This is a genomic window from Bradyrhizobium sp. UFLA05-153 (assembly GCF_054185185.1).
In genome coordinates, this window is sequence record NZ_JBBIAM010000063.1 from 38119 (window position 1) to 53708 (window position 15590).

Genomic DNA, 15590 nt, shown 5'->3' on the forward strand with positions numbered 1-15590 from the left:
CCGCGACGTTCGATGAAGCCCGCGCCGCGTTCGCTAGGGGTTTCGCATATAGGTCGCGTGAAATTGGAGCTTCGCAGCGATGGGTCGTCAGAGACTAGTTACGTCCATGAGTTTGGCGTCATCGGCGGAATGGCTGCTCGTTGACCCTTCGGCCGGAATGGCCACAGCCGTGGCCGAGCGTGCAAGTAGTTCCACGATCGCGGCAGCCCCCAGGGCCACAGCGCTTCCGATTGTGCCGTCGGGGCGAACCACCACCGTACCCGGCGTTCCATGCACTTGATATGCTTCGGCTACCTCGCGGTTTGCCTGTAGCAATACTGGTATGCTGAGGTCACTGCCGAACTTCTCGCGATTTTCAGGTGGCGAGCCGCGACTAACCAACACCATTACCAGGAAATCGAACGTAGATTGGAGTCGGGCCAGTTCGGGGACTAAGGCGGCGCAGGGGCCACATCCGGGGTCCACAAACGTGAGCGCCACGGATCTATCGCCTGCCCGGAGATTGTCGAGAGTGGCGAATTCGCCACTGAGGTTCGGCAGCCGAAACCCCGGTGCGGGCGCGTCCACTGGTAAGCCCGATGGCGCGCTGGGCGCTGGGCGGAGAGGCAAGAGCCCCGCGCGGGCTCTGGGCAGGGCGCTCTCGAGGGCGTCTAAGCGCAGTAGCAATCGTCCATGCTGTCGGAGCAGCTGGACGAGGAGCCATCCCTGCGCGACGAGGGCAACTGTGATCGCAAGTCCAGTTATGAGGAGCACGACCTGCATTGTCGAAAGAGCGCCGAGCCAGGCAACGGCGCTGGGGCCTGGGTGAGGCCGACCCTGCCACACCACGAAGCCGGCGATGGCTGCGAGGACGCCATTGCGAGCCAACGTTTGCCAACCGGCCGGTGCCGAGTGGAGCTGGCCGAAGCAATGGCAGTCCGGCTCATACCCCTGCACGAGATTGGCGCCGATAACAGCTATGAAGACAAGCAGCAGGACGAGCGCGCCCAAGGCGCCCCACCACGCTGATGACACTGGCACGACAAGCCCGGCCGTGGAAAGTTCGATGAGCGGCAGGGCAAAGGCCATTGGAGCGATGAACGCCCGCGGCACTCCGAATTCGCGTAGGTTCTTCGTGGAGCCGGGAAAGTCGGCGAGCTTAGCGCCCCCGGCGACGCCGAAGACCGCGGCGAGGAGCAATCGCGCTACGAGCAATGCCTCATCCACTCAGGCAGCTCCTCGTTTAATACGGGGCCTACGCGTTCATTGGCCAATGATAATCACAAATGATCATCACAAAATTCCTTCCCGTCACAGTCGACATTGCAGAAATTAAGGTGGTGGAGCGCAGCATCCCTCTTGCTCCACGTCGTCGCAGCATACCTTATCTTTAGTGCAAACGTGATCGCCGCAGCATTGGTAGCCTGGAGGAGCACAAATGATGCCGTTCGGGGTAACGGTATCCCTGGTGATCCCGGGGCAGCAGGAGTCTTCGTTCCGGCAGCAATGATCGCTGTTGCAACAATACGAGTTACTGACGTCGCAGCACCCCCCGTTATAGAACCCAAATCCTGGCGCGCATATTCCCCAATAGTGGCCCAGTGTGTCGACATTGATGCACACACTGTAAGAGCCGATGGCTCTTGACTTGAAACCGCGACAAAACTCGCACTGACCGCAAGGACTGCAATTAGGGGGGATACCTTTTTGGCACGGCGGGCATCGTGGATAGCAGACGCCGCCAGAAGCCTGCATGCCGGGCGGGCAGCACGTCCCGGTAGCGCCGTCGGGAACACACTCGCCGCCCAAGACGCACGCGGTTTCGCGACACGTTATCGTATCACGCAGCGCCGTGGCCAGCTTGCTCTCCGTGCACATAATCCACCCAAGGAGGTGCTGGGCGAGGCTTGGAGGGGGGCGGCCCGGTTCAACAAGCTTGGGCCTTCCGCACTTGACGGCTTCCTGAGCATAGTTTTTCCAGACCATCAGGATGCAGGTAGTGGTAGGTTGGATGTCACACGTGGCCGCTAGCGCCGACGCCGGCCTTGTGCTCGGCCCCGCCAGCCACAGGGCGGCACCGCCGCCTAGCGTCCAAACCAGGCTTCCCATTACGCGCCTTCGAGAGCCGGGGGCAGCTAAAACACGGCAGAGATCATCGAAGCGCTGTGCCTCCATGGCGGCTCCTCCAAACCGTGGTCTCCTCGTTCGTGCCTCTCAAGGGCATACATCTTGTGCGCACACGCATACGCAGAAATCCGTATCAAGGACGTACTCGGGAGGACAGGAGTACCCACAGCCGGGCTTACAGGCCGCCCCGGAATAATGAGTTCCTATCGGACAACAAACGGCCGGGATCGACCCAATCCCGGAAGCACGCCCGACATCAGGACAGTATTCGTTCCGACCTCCGCAGGAGATGCTGTGGCACTGGCGCATCGCGATGCTCAATCTTTCGGAAAAGGATTCGCCGCACGCAGCGCAGTTATGAGACATCATGAGCGGATCAGTCAGCGCAGTGCATTTCTTAATGCAGGCTTCAAAATTTGCTTGCGCGCTGGTTTGAGCTTGCGTGAGGCACGTGTTCAGGGTCGCCACGTCACATGGCGGAGGTGCAGGCTGTGCCTGGGCTTTGGTCCCGAAACCACCCAACAGACCTCCCAGACCGACTGCCAGGGTCTTGAGGAGTGATTTCGAGAGTTCGCCGCGGGCAGCAAGGCGGCTGAAATCATCAAACGGCGGGATTTCCATTCTAGCGGCCGTGTTACTTTTAGTTGAATGAGAATTACGCGACCAAATTGAGTAAATGTCAATTCAGCGGCCCCGGCAGGGATGAGTGCGCGGAACTGCCGGAAGTCGCGAGTTAAGGCGGTCTCGACAATCCATGGATATCGGCCCGTCTGAGCAACGGGCGACATAGGTAACAGTTCAATCCGGTGCCGAGCATGAGGCGGCCACGGGATTCGAGGCCCCTTAAGCGACCGCTTCAACTACCCATCACTTTATCAGGCTGCGCAGGATGGTAACTTTCTCACGGATGACACGCGAGCCGTGTTCACCTCGTTCGACTCGACGGACTTCGAGTTGGTACTCAGGCGGCTCTGGCAAGCCACCCTCGTCAACAAAGCCCTGCAGATCGACAACAAGCGCGTCGATGAAGCTTACGTTGAGGTGCGCAAATCCCTGATCTCAACAGTCCATGCAATCCATCCAGCCTACGACGAGGTCAAGAAGCATTTCCCGGCGATGGGCTCCTTCCTGAAGGGGTTCCAAACGGTGACGTCGGCGAACTACGATTTGATGCTTTATTGGGCCGCGATGTGGAACAACGACAATGGGCTTGGCCGGTGGTTCAAAGACGCGTTCATAACGGCGGACGGCAAGGCAACGTTTCGAGATGACTGGCAGGTTCTCAGGGAGCCCTACCAGGCCGATGGTGCCACGCTCTACTTCTATCCGCATGGCAATCTCTGCCTCGGGACCGAGGCCGAAGGTGGCGAGATAAAAATCGCAGCCGGCGGCGACAACCTGCTCCAGACGATTACCGAGCAGTGGGAGCAAGGGGTGGTCACCCCGTTGTTTGTAAGCGAGGGGACAACCGAACAAAAACTGACCGCGATCCGCCGATCGAACTACCTATCGCGCGTCCATATCGAGGTGCTTGGCTCGCTCGGCGATGCCGTCGCCTTTTACGGGCTAGGGTTCTGGCCCCAGGACGAACATCTAGTCCAGCGCGTCGCGAAGAGCGCAAAGAAGGTGGCCGTAAGCGTTTACAAAGGCGATCAGAAAATGATCGAGAGGGCATCCGACGCGCTCAAGAACACAGGCATTCAGAAAATTACGTTTTTTGACGCCCAAAGTCCCGGTGCTTGGATTCATGCCTAGCGAAGCCGCGTGCTGAGCGGAATCCCCCAGGCCAATTTGCTTAGAACACCCAACTTTCCTTCGCCATGAAGCCGCGCAAGTCCACACACGGCACATTGAAGTGCTTGCAGATGTTGGGATCTTCGCCGCGTTCGGCTTGAACTGCTCCATCGTCACCACCGTTGCGCCGAGCACGGCCGCCCGGGCGATCAGGAAGGGGTCGGCGTTGCGACCGCCCTGCAGTATCTTCTGACGCTCGATATTGGTTTGGAAGTGATCAACGGCATAGATTGAAGCTACAACGGCACCTTCGTTCGCGTCGGGGGCGCTGAACAAGGTCGGGTTAGCGTTGGCCCAATCGAGCGGTTCGCCCCCATGGTCTTCCAACTCACGCCGCGCCTCTCGCGTCGAGGTGAAGCGCCCACCGGCGAGCATGCCGTCGAAGGCATTCCAAAGCGACACGAAATGCGGCCGGTAGTAGTTGCGGTGCAGGGTCGAAATCACCGAGGTGTCGAGTACATACATCAGTGACCTCCCCCAAACTTGGCCTCGAAGGTCGGGAGGTTCTTCGGCTTGATGTCGAGGTACTGGGCAAGCGCGCCCTCATCGAAGCGGCCTTGATGGTAGCGCGTGAAGGCCAGATCGATGTAGCGCTGTCCCAGGTCGGCGTGCTGGCTGTTGTAGTAGTTTCCTGAGCCGGATTCCTTCGGCTTGAGCTGGGCATCCCACTCCTTCGCCGCCTCCGTGTACTCGGCTGCGTCGATCAGGCCACTCGAGGAATTTGCGATAGATGACTTCACGGCTAACGCTGAAGTGGTTGGCTAGGTAGGCCGCTGCTTCGCGGTTCGGCTGCCTACCACTGAGCATGCTGGTAAGCACGTCGTGGGGCACCAGGATACGCGCCGCGAGGCCGTTGCAGATGATCTCGATTTTCCGCTCGTCGCCGCCCAGGTGCTGGATGATCCGATCGTCAATAATATCGATCCCGCTCGTGTGGTAAAGCAGGTGCCCCAATTCGTGGAAGAGCGTGAAGATCTGCCTCGACTTCGCGGAGCTGTTGTTGACGTAGATGATCGGAAACTCGTCGTCGTACAGGCCTGCGATGGCTCGCAGAGCTCTTGCGTGTCATCATCCGATCCTTCATCGAGACCGTCACGGCTCAAAATTTCGCTTGAGCCCGGTTCTTCACAGACGACCACCGAGTTTGGCCCAAGCGAAGATTCGCAGCCGTTGCCTGACATTGATGCGCTCGCCGCTCGTAGCGAGCTACTTGCCAATGTTCGGGTCGATTCGCCTCGCAGCCGCTATGTCGGAATCGCCGCCTGGGTGATCGCCTTTTTGCTGTTTTACGATCCCGCGGTAATAGTACGCGGCCGCATGTCTCGGGTCGAGCCGGATCGACTCGTTGAAGTCCGCGATGGCGCGGTCGAGGTCGTCCTCCTTGTTGTAGTACACCGAATTCGGCCGGTAGTACCATGCCATCGCGCGGTAGTAGTAGGTGGACGCATGATTCGGGTCGAGCCGGATCGCCTCGTTGTAATCGAGGATGGCGGCGGTGGGCCAGCCCTTCTTGTACCGGGCGACGCCGCGGTTCTCGTAGGCGTTGCCATCGCTCGGGTCGAGCCGGATCGCCTCGTTGTAATCGGCGATGGCCCGGTCGAGGTCGCCCTTGTTTGCATGTTCCGCACCGCGAATGCCGTAGATCTCCGCAAGATCGCGACCCTGCCAACTCCCGGATTCGATCGCACGCGAGCACGCCGCGATCGCGATATCGCCTGACTCGTCCGCGCAGGTCTGCTTGTCGTCCGCGGCAGCCACTGTCGACAACCCTCCGAGAACCCCCGCGGCCAGGCATGCGAAAAACACATTTGCTGCTGAGCGCATCTGCATCCTCCCCTACCGGTTAGCGGCATCCAGTTCGCGGCCGTTGTGTCTGCGCGAGGATGACGTTGCGCAGTTCCAGTCTCAGGCGCTTCAGGTAACTGGCGCCCGGCGTTGTTGCCGGTTGCGCAGTGCCCGTCAGCGCTGCGACAAGGCTGCGGGATTCCTCGGAGGGCTTGTGCCGCGGCACGCATATCGGGCGCAGCCCGCAGTGCGGGCAGTTGCCGATTTGGCCTCGTCGGTAGCGGCGGAAGCACGGCCGAGGATCAGGCTTGCCGCGATCCCGAGGGCGCCGATTGCGATTCTTCATCGCGGCGGCCGTAGATGCCAGCTCGCAACAAACTCCATCGGAGAAAACCGACGTTTCTCGGTTCGACTTTATATCGTAACGAGGACCGCCCAAAACGTGATCGAAATCTACGAATTTCATTTGCATGGCAGCTTCTCAACAGTCGTTGGCAGCTGCACGGTGTTCGAGGTAACCGTAACACGTGCTCGCTTGGTTCTGGTGTGAGCCATTTCACACCTGGACTACGCTGACCCGAGAGCATGCGCGGACACAGCGTTATCAGAGCAGCGATGCGCGCCTGCTGCTGATGACCGTGCAGCAGAAGCGCTTCGAGCCGAGAATGCCGCGCTCGCGATCCACGAGCGAGCCAATGGCCCTGAGGCACCCCTGGACCCACGACTCTGCCCCTGTCACAGCCGATGCACTGGATGCGCTCGGTCGGGCTGAGGAGGCGAAGGCACTGCGCTCGAAGTACGGGAACGCGTGAGTGAGCAAAGTATCCATTCGGCGTAGGCCGCAGGGTTAGCGCCTGAGCAGTCCAGGGTTCTCTTTGTAGAATCTGATTAGCTCGATGAGATTTTCGATTCCGAACTCGGCGAACGCCTGAACGCCGTCTTCTCCGACGCCATAGATCCGGATGACGCCGTCCTCGGTCTCCATCTCGTTGGCGATGTCCCACAGCCAATCTTCATCTTCGCCGAGGTACTTGGCGACCTTGGTAATCGTGGTGACGTGATGGACCTTGTTGACGTGGGTGATCATGCGGATCGAGCGGAGATCGCTGATACCGACGTCCATCCGGCGTCTTCACCGCCTGCGCGGCGTGCAAGGGCTGGAATCATAGAGATGCCTCCGGATGCCGCTTCACGACCCGCGTGCGGATCGCGGGCTCGGGGAACGCCCGTCGGCATCCGTAGGCACGCAGGTGTGGAGGACCTATCCCATCTCTTCTCAAAACAAGGGAGTCTCGCCGACCATGTTGTTGCGCGCAATCCACGGCGTCTGCTGGTGTCCGCTCGCTTTCACGACGTCTCGCTTGAGCGTGCCGTACAGCTCGGCCAGCTCGATCGCGCCGTTGCCGTTGACATCCGTCGCCTTGCGCGCGACGCCGATCGCCTTGATCAGGGTCGTGGTGAAGATTCCGCCAGCGGCGTCCTCTCCGCTGATCTGCCGCCCCTTGGAGGCTGCGATCAGGGTAACCGGCGCTTTGCGGCCAAGGAACGTCGCGACCGCATCATCGTTTGCGGCGCCGGCTGCCCCCGAGTGGCAGGCATCGATGAACACGATGACGCGCGCCTTCGCGTCGGCGACGCTCGCGGCGATCTCGTCCCAGCTGATCATCGTTTCTCGTGCCCGGTCCAGATCGCTCTCGCGCGTGGCTAGCAGGAATTGACTCGTCGTTGCATCGCGGACGCCGTGTCCTGCGACGAACAGCATGATCGTATCGTGCTCATCGGCTTTTGCAGCGATGTCCCGGATCTTCGCAGGCAGTCTGCTGCGCAGATCGGCGGCATCGAAGAATCCCTCGACCTCCACGGCGTTGTACAGGCTGCTCTTGAGGTCCATCAGCGCCTGGCGGAACTTGCGCGCGTCGGCCGTGGCAACCGACAACGACGGCAGACCGGCGTCGTCGTAATGATCGGTTCCGACGGTGATGCCGAACAACCGGCTCCGCGTCGCCGCTCCCGCCCCAGCCAGGTCCCTGCCCTGGGGTACGCTCTCGTAGCCGGCGGTATCGACAGCTACCGTCGTGATCCAGCGCGATTCCGGCAACAGGCCGACGGTCGTCTCAATCAGACCACTGCTTCCCGATAGCGGATACTCCCCGGCCAGCCGGCCATCGACGAAAATCCGCAAGCGCCGAAGGCCGATGGGCGAGGACACATCGACCTTCACCTTCGCGGACCGGGCGTTCCCGGAATCGATCGCTTGCGCCTGCAGGCTCACTTCCGGGGGCGCATTGAGAGCCGGGTCGGGCAAATCGGTCTTCCCGGTCAAGATGTTTCGAATGACATCCGGGCGGTTCAGCATCGCCGAAAACTGGTGCAGGGAATTATAGCCGGACAATCCCGGAAACTTGACGAAGACGAACTGAGCGCCCTCCGGGGTCGAGGAATAATAACCGTGACGATCGTAGACCACTAGCTCGTCGTCGATATCGAGGCCGGAAAGGACCAGCTTTTCGTCGGCGACGTTGTAGAAGTAGAGGTGGCCGTTCGAATTGGTTTGGAGGATGGTGGCCCCGTCCGCGGTGATGGCGAACTTCGTCTCGGTCGATGCGTCCGGAAGGTCGCGGTTGAAAAAGGCGATCTTGTCCGCCTGGAGGTCGTACATCAGCAGCCATCGGCGATCGTCGATGGTCCAAGTGCCCGAGGCCAGCAGATAGCGATCATACGCAATGGAAACGCGGTCGACGCTCTCCGGCCATCCGCCAAAGCCCATCGTGGTCGCAAACTCCCGTGTGGTCTCGAGCTTTCCGTGCTCATCCAGCCCCGACGGCCGCGTGCCGACACGATAGCGCAGCCGGTGCGTGAGGTCGTGAAGGTGTGGGACGGCGTTCCTGGAGCCTTCGATCAAAAAGAGCCAGTTGCGGCTTGATTCGCCGTTGTCGAAGAAAGTCCGGAGCAGAACGTAACTCCGGCCCCCGACACTCCACTGCGCGTACTCCTTCGTCATATCAGACGCGACGGCGACTGCTTCCTTCTTGGTGCCCCAGAACTGCTCCTCTTCACGATCATTGTACTCGCGAACGAACCGCTCAGCTCGCGGGATCGTTCTGGCGATGACCGTCACGACGTCCTCGGTCCCTTTGTTTGCAGGCCGCGACAGTTTCGCCCCGGTCTTAGGCTGGTCGGCGACGTCATCGTCATCAGCGCTGGCCACAATTCGAACCGCCGAGCCTTCTGAGCTATTCTTCCATCTCGTCGGCCCTTTGGCCGGTTGCAGCAGCGCTGCAAGCCGGTCCCAGACAATGTCCGGAGTTGAAACGCCCTGCTGCTGGCCCTGGTCCCCGCCGCCGCTCCCGCGCGCCGCCATGAGACGCACGTCGGCGAACGCTTCGTGCTCGGCGACCGGCAGCGAAGTCCTCTTATGCGTGACACGCAGCTTCACGAGGCGCGCGTCCTCTTCCTCCAGTTCCTTCATCCCCGCCTGCCAGTCGGCCAGTCGGCCGACACACCTGTCTTCATTCTTGCGGCAGACGTGGCTGACCTGCATTTGGTCGGGAGAGAGCCAGCGGCGCTCGATCGGGCCGCCGTCGGTGCCCGTCGAAGCATCAGCGTCCGGCTTGAAGAAATCATCAGCCTTGAAGAAGGAGCTCTTTGCCAGCCTGCCAATCATCGCCAGCGAAACCTGCGTTTGGACCGCTGTGCGGCGCTCGTATATTGCCGTTCTCCGCTTCGAGAGAACATCGTCCGTATCCTCCCATGGCTGGTACGGGACGCGCTTGAGGGCTTCCGCTGCTGCGGCCGCCGTGCCGGCCGAGCGGTCGAACAGACTCGCCCAGCCACGCGACTCGCCTCCATACGCGACGACGCCGGCATCGCCATCCAGGTGCAGCGTTTGTGTGATCCCCGGGCAATAGTGGCAGCCGATGGCGGGAAAGGAGCGCTGCGAGCCGTCGACCAGGCTCTGCTGCAGCTCGATGCCGCCCCAGTTCTGAACGCTCAAAGCGAAGAACGTGTCGCCCGCCGACCATGCGGCCACGTTGATGCTGCCGGAAAACCCGTGCTCGCGCACCAAGACATCATTCGCGGTCACGACCTGGCCGGCATAGAGATCGATGATCTCGAACCCCGGACCGGCCGCATACGCGCCGAGGAACCGGCTGGTCGGGGAGAAATTGGGATCCCAGCCCGCGCGCTCCTGGATCAGCTCTCCGGTCCTGGCGTCGAGAACGCGATAGTAGCCGTTGAAAACCTGTAGATCGAACTCGCCGGAATTGGAGCGGAACGTCTGCGTCGGCACCTCAGTGGAAAAGCTGTCCCTGACCACCACGGCGGGGTTGCCGCTGACGATCGAGATGCCGTTGCCGAGCGGCGTCACCGCCGTCGTTCGCTCCCCGCCGATGGCGAAATCCGTCCGCTTCTGTGGATCGGCGACGAGTCTTGGGACTTCGATCAACGTCCAGTCCAGCTGCAGGGGCCCGTTCTCATAGATCTTGACGGCCAGCGTGCCCTGCGTTTGTCCCGGCCCGATATGCAGAGGAATGAAAACCCGCGTCAGGTCCTGGCGATACCTGATGCCATATGGCGCGTCCGCGCCGCGAGGCAGGGCCAGGAGCTTGTCGCCCTCGTAGCGGGTCCGCATCGGGGTCGTCAGCACGAGGTAGAGCGGGGTGCGGCAGCCGAGGTTCAGGCCGGTCGCCTTCCACGAGATGGCAATGCGATCCCCGGTGCGGACGGAAGCGGCCGGCGTATCCACCGTGACGACGAGCTTCGGACTGGGTGCGTCGGCGGATTGTTGCGCGACCTCGCATGTCGTTCCGCGATCACTCGCCGGAGTCGCCGCCGATGCTGTCGCAGTCGCCAAAAGCAACAGCGCCCATGCAGTGATGGGGAAAGTGAGCAGAACATGGACCAGACCATGAACACGAGACGGCTGCATGAGCATGGTGATATCCTCATTCGACAGAATGCTCACTGTGGTGCATCGTAGGCGTGAACCTCTGGTTGCACAAGGCGGACCGAATTGGCAGCGGTAATTCAGAACGGCGCTCCTTGGGCAAATTTGAGCAGCCAGGATAGGAGTGGAGCATGCGTCGAGGACTGTGTTCGATCGCCGTTGCGCTCGTGCTGGCCGCGCTCACGACATCAGCGCGCGCTCAATCTTCTCAACCTGTGCTGGACCTTGTGCCGGGTGGCTTTTCGGAAACGCTGCTCGAGCAAGGTATCAAAGGACGAGATACGCTCGCCGATCCCTTGCGGATGTTGGTAGGTTTGCACCGCGGCGCGGCCGCCGGCCCATTCAGGATCGACCAGGTCGGAGCCGTGCTGCCCCTTGCCGGTACGCCGGGCGACTACTGCGTCCGCATCGCGTCGGCGGACAGCCGCTATTCGGCGCTCAATCGTTATCAGAAATCCACGGCCCGGTCGCCGGCCATGCGGGTGGAGGCGAAATCGCGGTATGCGAGTGAGTTGGCGCAGCAGTTTTCCGCCGCCGACATGATCATTCGCATCGTCTCCGGCTCGACCTGTCCGGGGACAAGCGACGCGTTCATTGTCGCGGCCGTGCCACCGGGGGCGACCGACACGCAAAAACTGCTCGCCTACCTGAACGTTAGGGGCTCGCACGCCCAGATCTCACTGGTCAGATCCGACAAGACGCTCGCGGTCGGGCGTTGCGAGCCGCCGGACAAGGAGGCGATGCTCTACAGCGATGTCTGCAGCGCCACGCTGACCGACCTCAATGGCGCAACGCCCGAGGCATTACGTGTCACTTACGTCAACAACCTCGGGCGCATCGCCAATACGGATTTCCATTTGATCTGGGGCAACAAGTAATGTCGCCCGCCGCCAACAAAGCGTCGCGCGTCGTTCGCGCGATGTTGTCGAATAGACATCTGCAGGCGCGTTTCGGCACTGTCCTTGTCGCATTCCTGATTTACCTCTTGTGGCTATGGCTGCTTCCGCTGCCGCCGCACTGGACCGCCTTGAAGGCGACATCGGAGTATGTCGGTTATCGCGTCATCAATCCCGATGCGTCGACATTGCGCGCCGGCGGCATGTTCGGAGCGGTGATCGGCGAGAATTCCCGCGATCTCGGGTGTGTCAGCGCAATCGTCACGCCGGCACAGAACGCGTGGGTGGAATACCGGCGCGGCGGCAAGGATCAGCTGACGATCTCCATCGAGCCGTCCGCCAACGGGCCGACGGCCAACATGGCGTCGAGCAGCGGCGACGGCGGACCGGTGGTCGGCAAGCTGCAGCTCACCCTCGACCCCTCCTGTTCCGGTGTCGCGCCCAATCGCTTCCCGATCAGCGGTCCGGCCGCCTTCGGCGAGGAGCTTGCGCAGCCGGGCGCGACCGGCGAGCTGCCGCCGGGTCTTCTCCTGAAAGCGAACGTCGATGTCTATGCGCTGGCGCTGCAGCGCGTCCTCATGGTCACGTTGCCGGAAGTCGTCTATTCGGTCATGTCCTTCGACGTCCCGCCCGGTGTGGTCGTCTGCGCCGAGGCGCATGCGGACCAGACGCTTGGCGAGGGACCCAAATCGCCGTGTCCCGGCCGGCCAGCCGCCGCGTCCACGCCGCCGGATGCGGCGGCGGACAGCGTGGTTGCGTGGAACGGCGCGGCGTTCGCATCGGACCGCGGCTTCGAGATCTCCGCCGCGACGAATGCGCCGGGCCTGATTTTGCAGTCAACGCGGACGTTCGGCCGGGGCATGCCGACCCGGCGCATCGACCTCGGGCGTCACGCGCAGGTGCTGAAGGATCCGAACCTGCTGTGGATGCACTTCCTCGCCGGCGTGTTCTTGGTGTTCCTGCAAGCCGGATCCTGGCTCACGCGACTTTGGGAGCGCCGGTTGGATGCCGGTGACAAGCCACATCGCAAGAGTAAATGAGATGGCGCTCGGGGGGAGCTTGGTGGTCTATCGCAAGTGACCGATCGTCGAGTGGCTGACGTTGTAATTGCGGGCGATGTCGGTCAGCATCTCGTCGCCAGCGTCGCGGCGCGCGATGGCTTCGCGGCGCCGGTGCGGCGTCAGTCGGTTTGAACGGGGGGGCCGAACAGCACGAGCTGGATACGACAGCCCGCGCCAGCTCAGATTGCTTCATTCAACCGCGTGCGCTGCGCGAGCTTCACCGCGGCTTCCTTTCGTTCACTGTATCGGTCGGTCAGGTAGGACGAGCGGATCTCTCGCTTTTGCGGTCACCTTCGACGCTACCCCGAGCCCAGCGCGCAGATCTCCACGCCCAAGAAAACAACCCCCAGGGAGAGGCTCATCGGGCGAGCCCGAGCCGGGCGACGACGCGCGCAACCGAGTTGGCGTGCCACTTGCCGCCGCGCGCGGTGGGCACGTCACGCCCGTTCAATACCTCGGCAATACGGTGGGCCGGCATGTGGCGAGATCGGCCGCAACGCCTCGGCATCGGCCATCGTCTGTCTTGTTCACGGCGGGAAGCGGGCCAAACCAACCCGCGGGAATCACGCCGCACCCCACTCCGCCGAGAGCGATTCCGCCTGCTTCAGCACCGTCTCAGTATGATGTCCTCGCGGTCGATATCGTCAGGCATCACCCTTCTCGCACGCCGCTCACGCTGCCCTTGGGACGAGATGGTTCTAGCACATGCGGCTTGAGATGCGAACGGCCCCACCATGTTGAGAAGCGAGGGCCGTCTGGCACATCTATAGAAAATGAACTTCCGGAGTGGGGCTCTGCGCCTGCATCGCGGCGCAGGGCGTTATCCCAACCACCGGTGCGGCGCTGTCGGCAGCATCGGTCCGATCGATACTTCGCGGTTAACCTCCTAGCCAATGGCCAGCGCTCCATCGCCTGACCCTAGGCCATCAATACTCAATCTGGGCGGCGCTTTTTCGTCGACCGCAAGCGACGCTCCAGTGAGGGTAAGGGCTCACATCACTCCGATCGATTCTATTTCGAAGATGCTGCATTGTCGTTCGGATGCGGTCGGTAACATCCTCCTTGGGCAGCTCGAACAGCACCGCCAACTCTTCTTGCGTGATGAGATATGGTCTTTTCCTTTTGGGCCATCCCATCAACTGCGCGCGATGGCACAACCGGTCCAAAGAAGTTCGCGTTAGTCCGAACCTGCTGATATGAGCAACAACGGTGTTCGCCGAGGGAGGACCGCTCAGGCCAGTCTTGTTGAACTCAAATAGACACCGGTCGACGGAATCTACGCCCGCAAAAAGCTTATCGAGGTCATTTGATTGCAGCAAAGCCGTAGGCGCAGCCTCATCATAGGAAGACTCATCGGGAAGGTCTTCGTGCTCCCAGACAAGTTGCTCCCGGGTGTTGGCCTTGCGGCGTTCGCTCAGAAGTGTAGGTATGACGCCACCGTTCCCCGGGTACTTGTGGGAGCCACAAATTACCAGCAGCCATTTCGCGAAACCCGGTTTGACGGTAAACTCGAAATACTTCTTTTCCGAAGACTCCTTCTCCGAAGACTTCGTTTTCTCCGAAGACTCCTTGTCCGAGGGCTTCTTCTCCGCAGCCTCCTTCTCCGCAGCCTCCTTCTTGGCAGCCTCCTCTGCTTGTTCCGCCAGGTACTGCAAAGAATTTTTGATTGTTTCGCCCAGCACCTTGTCAGGCTTGAGACGCGCCGCCCGAGCTCGACCTTTGATGTGAGCTAACACTCTTCCACCGTGTTGAGAAAACAAGCCATGGAAGACCACAATCGCACGATTGTATCGTTCGCCGGCCGAGCCGGTTTGCCGCAGAGCGTCCAACAGATCCTGATCGCAGTACGTCATGTACCACTCGCTTTCCGTTCTCAGTCTCAGTTATGAGCTTCCGTTCGCTCAGTTATGAGTGCCGATGCTAGCGGCGATCAGGGGGGTCCATGAGGCAATCCAAAATGCGATCGCGCCCGCCAAAGTTAGGAGTTGGGGGACAAATCGTCTCATGATTAGCTCCTGTCGAACAAATGGATGCGCGCAGAAAGACCCGCTAAGTCGGGGTCGGTGGCGAGATGATCACGAAAGATAGTGTTCTCGAATATCCATGCCTCATGCTGCGCCAAGTAATCCAAGTATTCTATTGCGTCTTTTTGGCGCTGGCGGTTGTAAATGGCCAGGATGGCCACGTGGGCCGTGGGCAAGTGTGGGGCCGTATCGCGTGCCCGCATCGCGACATCTAATGCCTCGTTGTATCGCTTTTGATCAAGCAGCGTTGCCGCCAAGTTGACATCAGCCTCTGCCGTTTGCGTTACGCGCAGCCCGCGGTCGATTGCAGCTGCTTTCTCGGACAAATCGTAATGCTCTTTTTTACGTTTTGGATTCCCTTCGTAGCGCGCCAAGCCTTGATGGATGAGCCCAACCAACCGCCACGCCCTGGCGTCAAGCTTCCAATTGGGATCGGCCTCCACACACTCTTTTGCGCCGGCGTAATCGCCTGAGAGCTGGAGCTCCCGCGCACGATCCAACTTCTCCTGATTGATTTCAGTCGTTTGGTGTGTGCGAGCGTTCGTCCGCCAATGTATGGCTCGAACGTTCTGTAGTGCGGTTTCCACATCGAATGGCATTTGGGCGAAATCTCCATGTTCATTAGGTCAAGGCGGAACTCTCGACGCTGAAAATTAAATATTCTTAATGTTGGCCTAAATGCTTGTCACAGCTGAATTTTGAACGCCGAAGAATTTTTGGGCGGCGCACCCCTGCTCAATCCAGCATCACCTAGTGAGCCCAGTACTGCTCACCGGACCGGCCGGATGCCGGCACGAAAACAGCGAGCACAAAGATGAATAAGCGTCTCACGAAACTCGTTCTGATCGTCGCTTTCGCCGGCGGCCTCATCACAACGGCATCGGCTCATCCGGCGCCTCTTGCTGGCCGCCCTGGCGGCCCGGGCACGGGGCCGATTGAGATTTCCTCTTGCCCGGTGCGCTGCCCGCCCTACCCG

10 protein-coding genes and 2 pseudogenes are annotated in these 15590 nt (G+C 61.0%); 3 read left to right on the forward strand and 9 right to left on the reverse strand.

Annotated elements, in window-relative coordinates; all coding sequences use genetic code 11:
- Positions 1-87: 87 nt before the first annotated feature.
- Positions 88-1206 carry a TlpA family protein disulfide reductase gene (locus tag Q2941_RS30510; protein WP_458194708.1) on the reverse strand — a complete coding sequence of 373 codons (1119 nt, stop codon included), beginning with the start codon at positions 1204-1206 and terminating at the stop codon, positions 88-90.
- 1731 nt (positions 1207-2937) lie between these two features.
- Between Q2941_RS30510 and Q2941_RS30515 the strand changes: the two genes are divergently transcribed.
- Positions 2938-3861 (forward strand): DUF4917 family protein, encoded by a 924-nt coding sequence (locus Q2941_RS30515; protein WP_458194719.1) that lies wholly within the window; start codon positions 2938-2940, stop codon positions 3859-3861.
- 123 nt (positions 3862-3984) lie between these two features.
- On the opposite strand, the pseudogene Q2941_RS30520 reads toward Q2941_RS30515, so the two are convergent.
- The 6 genes and pseudogenes from Q2941_RS30520 to Q2941_RS30545 all read right to left on the reverse strand — a co-directional run.
- Positions 3985-4365 (reverse strand): annotated as a pseudogene (locus tag Q2941_RS30520) (DUF4411 family protein); the annotation flags it as partial.
- Entirely contained in the window at positions 4365-4640 is a 276-nt protein-coding gene (locus Q2941_RS30525) for a hypothetical protein (protein WP_458194709.1), read from the reverse strand. The gene Q2941_RS30525 and the pseudogene Q2941_RS30520, both read right to left, overlap by 1 nt.
- 40 nt (positions 4641-4680) lie before the next feature.
- Positions 4681-4953 (reverse strand): annotated as a pseudogene (locus Q2941_RS30530) (ImmA/IrrE family metallo-endopeptidase); the annotation flags it as partial.
- A gap of 153 nt (positions 4954-5106) precedes the next feature.
- Entirely contained in the window at positions 5107-5724 is a 618-nt protein-coding gene (locus tag Q2941_RS30535; protein ID WP_458194710.1) for a tetratricopeptide repeat protein, read from the reverse strand.
- A gap of 808 nt (positions 5725-6532) precedes the next feature.
- Entirely contained in the window at positions 6533-6808 is a 276-nt protein-coding gene (locus tag Q2941_RS30540) for a hypothetical protein (protein WP_458194711.1), read from the reverse strand.
- Between the two features lie 153 nt (positions 6809-6961).
- Positions 6962-10621: a caspase family protein gene (locus Q2941_RS30545; protein ID WP_458194712.1), complete on the reverse strand. Its 3660-nt coding sequence runs from the start codon at positions 10619-10621 to the stop codon at positions 6962-6964.
- A gap of 143 nt (positions 10622-10764) precedes the next feature.
- On the opposite strand from Q2941_RS30545, the gene Q2941_RS30550 reads away from it, so the two are divergent.
- Together Q2941_RS30550 and Q2941_RS30555 are read left to right on the forward strand one after the other, a co-directional pair.
- On the forward strand, positions 10765-11511 hold the full coding sequence (locus Q2941_RS30550) for a hypothetical protein (protein ID WP_458194713.1): 747 nt from the start codon (positions 10765-10767) through the stop codon (positions 11509-11511).
- Positions 11512-11552: 41 nt separating this feature from the next.
- Positions 11553-12569 (forward strand): hypothetical protein, encoded by a 1017-nt coding sequence (locus Q2941_RS30555; protein ID WP_458194714.1) that lies wholly within the window; start codon positions 11553-11555, stop codon positions 12567-12569.
- A gap of 947 nt (positions 12570-13516) precedes the next feature.
- Here Q2941_RS30555 and Q2941_RS30560 read toward each other — a convergent pair.
- On the reverse strand, positions 13517-14443 hold the full coding sequence (locus Q2941_RS30560) for a hypothetical protein (RefSeq protein WP_458194715.1): 927 nt from the start codon (positions 14441-14443) through the stop codon (positions 13517-13519).
- 155 nt (positions 14444-14598) lie between these two features.
- Complete coding sequence (locus Q2941_RS30565; RefSeq protein ID WP_458194716.1) at positions 14599-15213, reverse strand: tetratricopeptide repeat protein; 615 nt, start codon at positions 15211-15213, stop codon at positions 14599-14601.
- Positions 15214-15590: the final 377 nt, after the last annotated feature.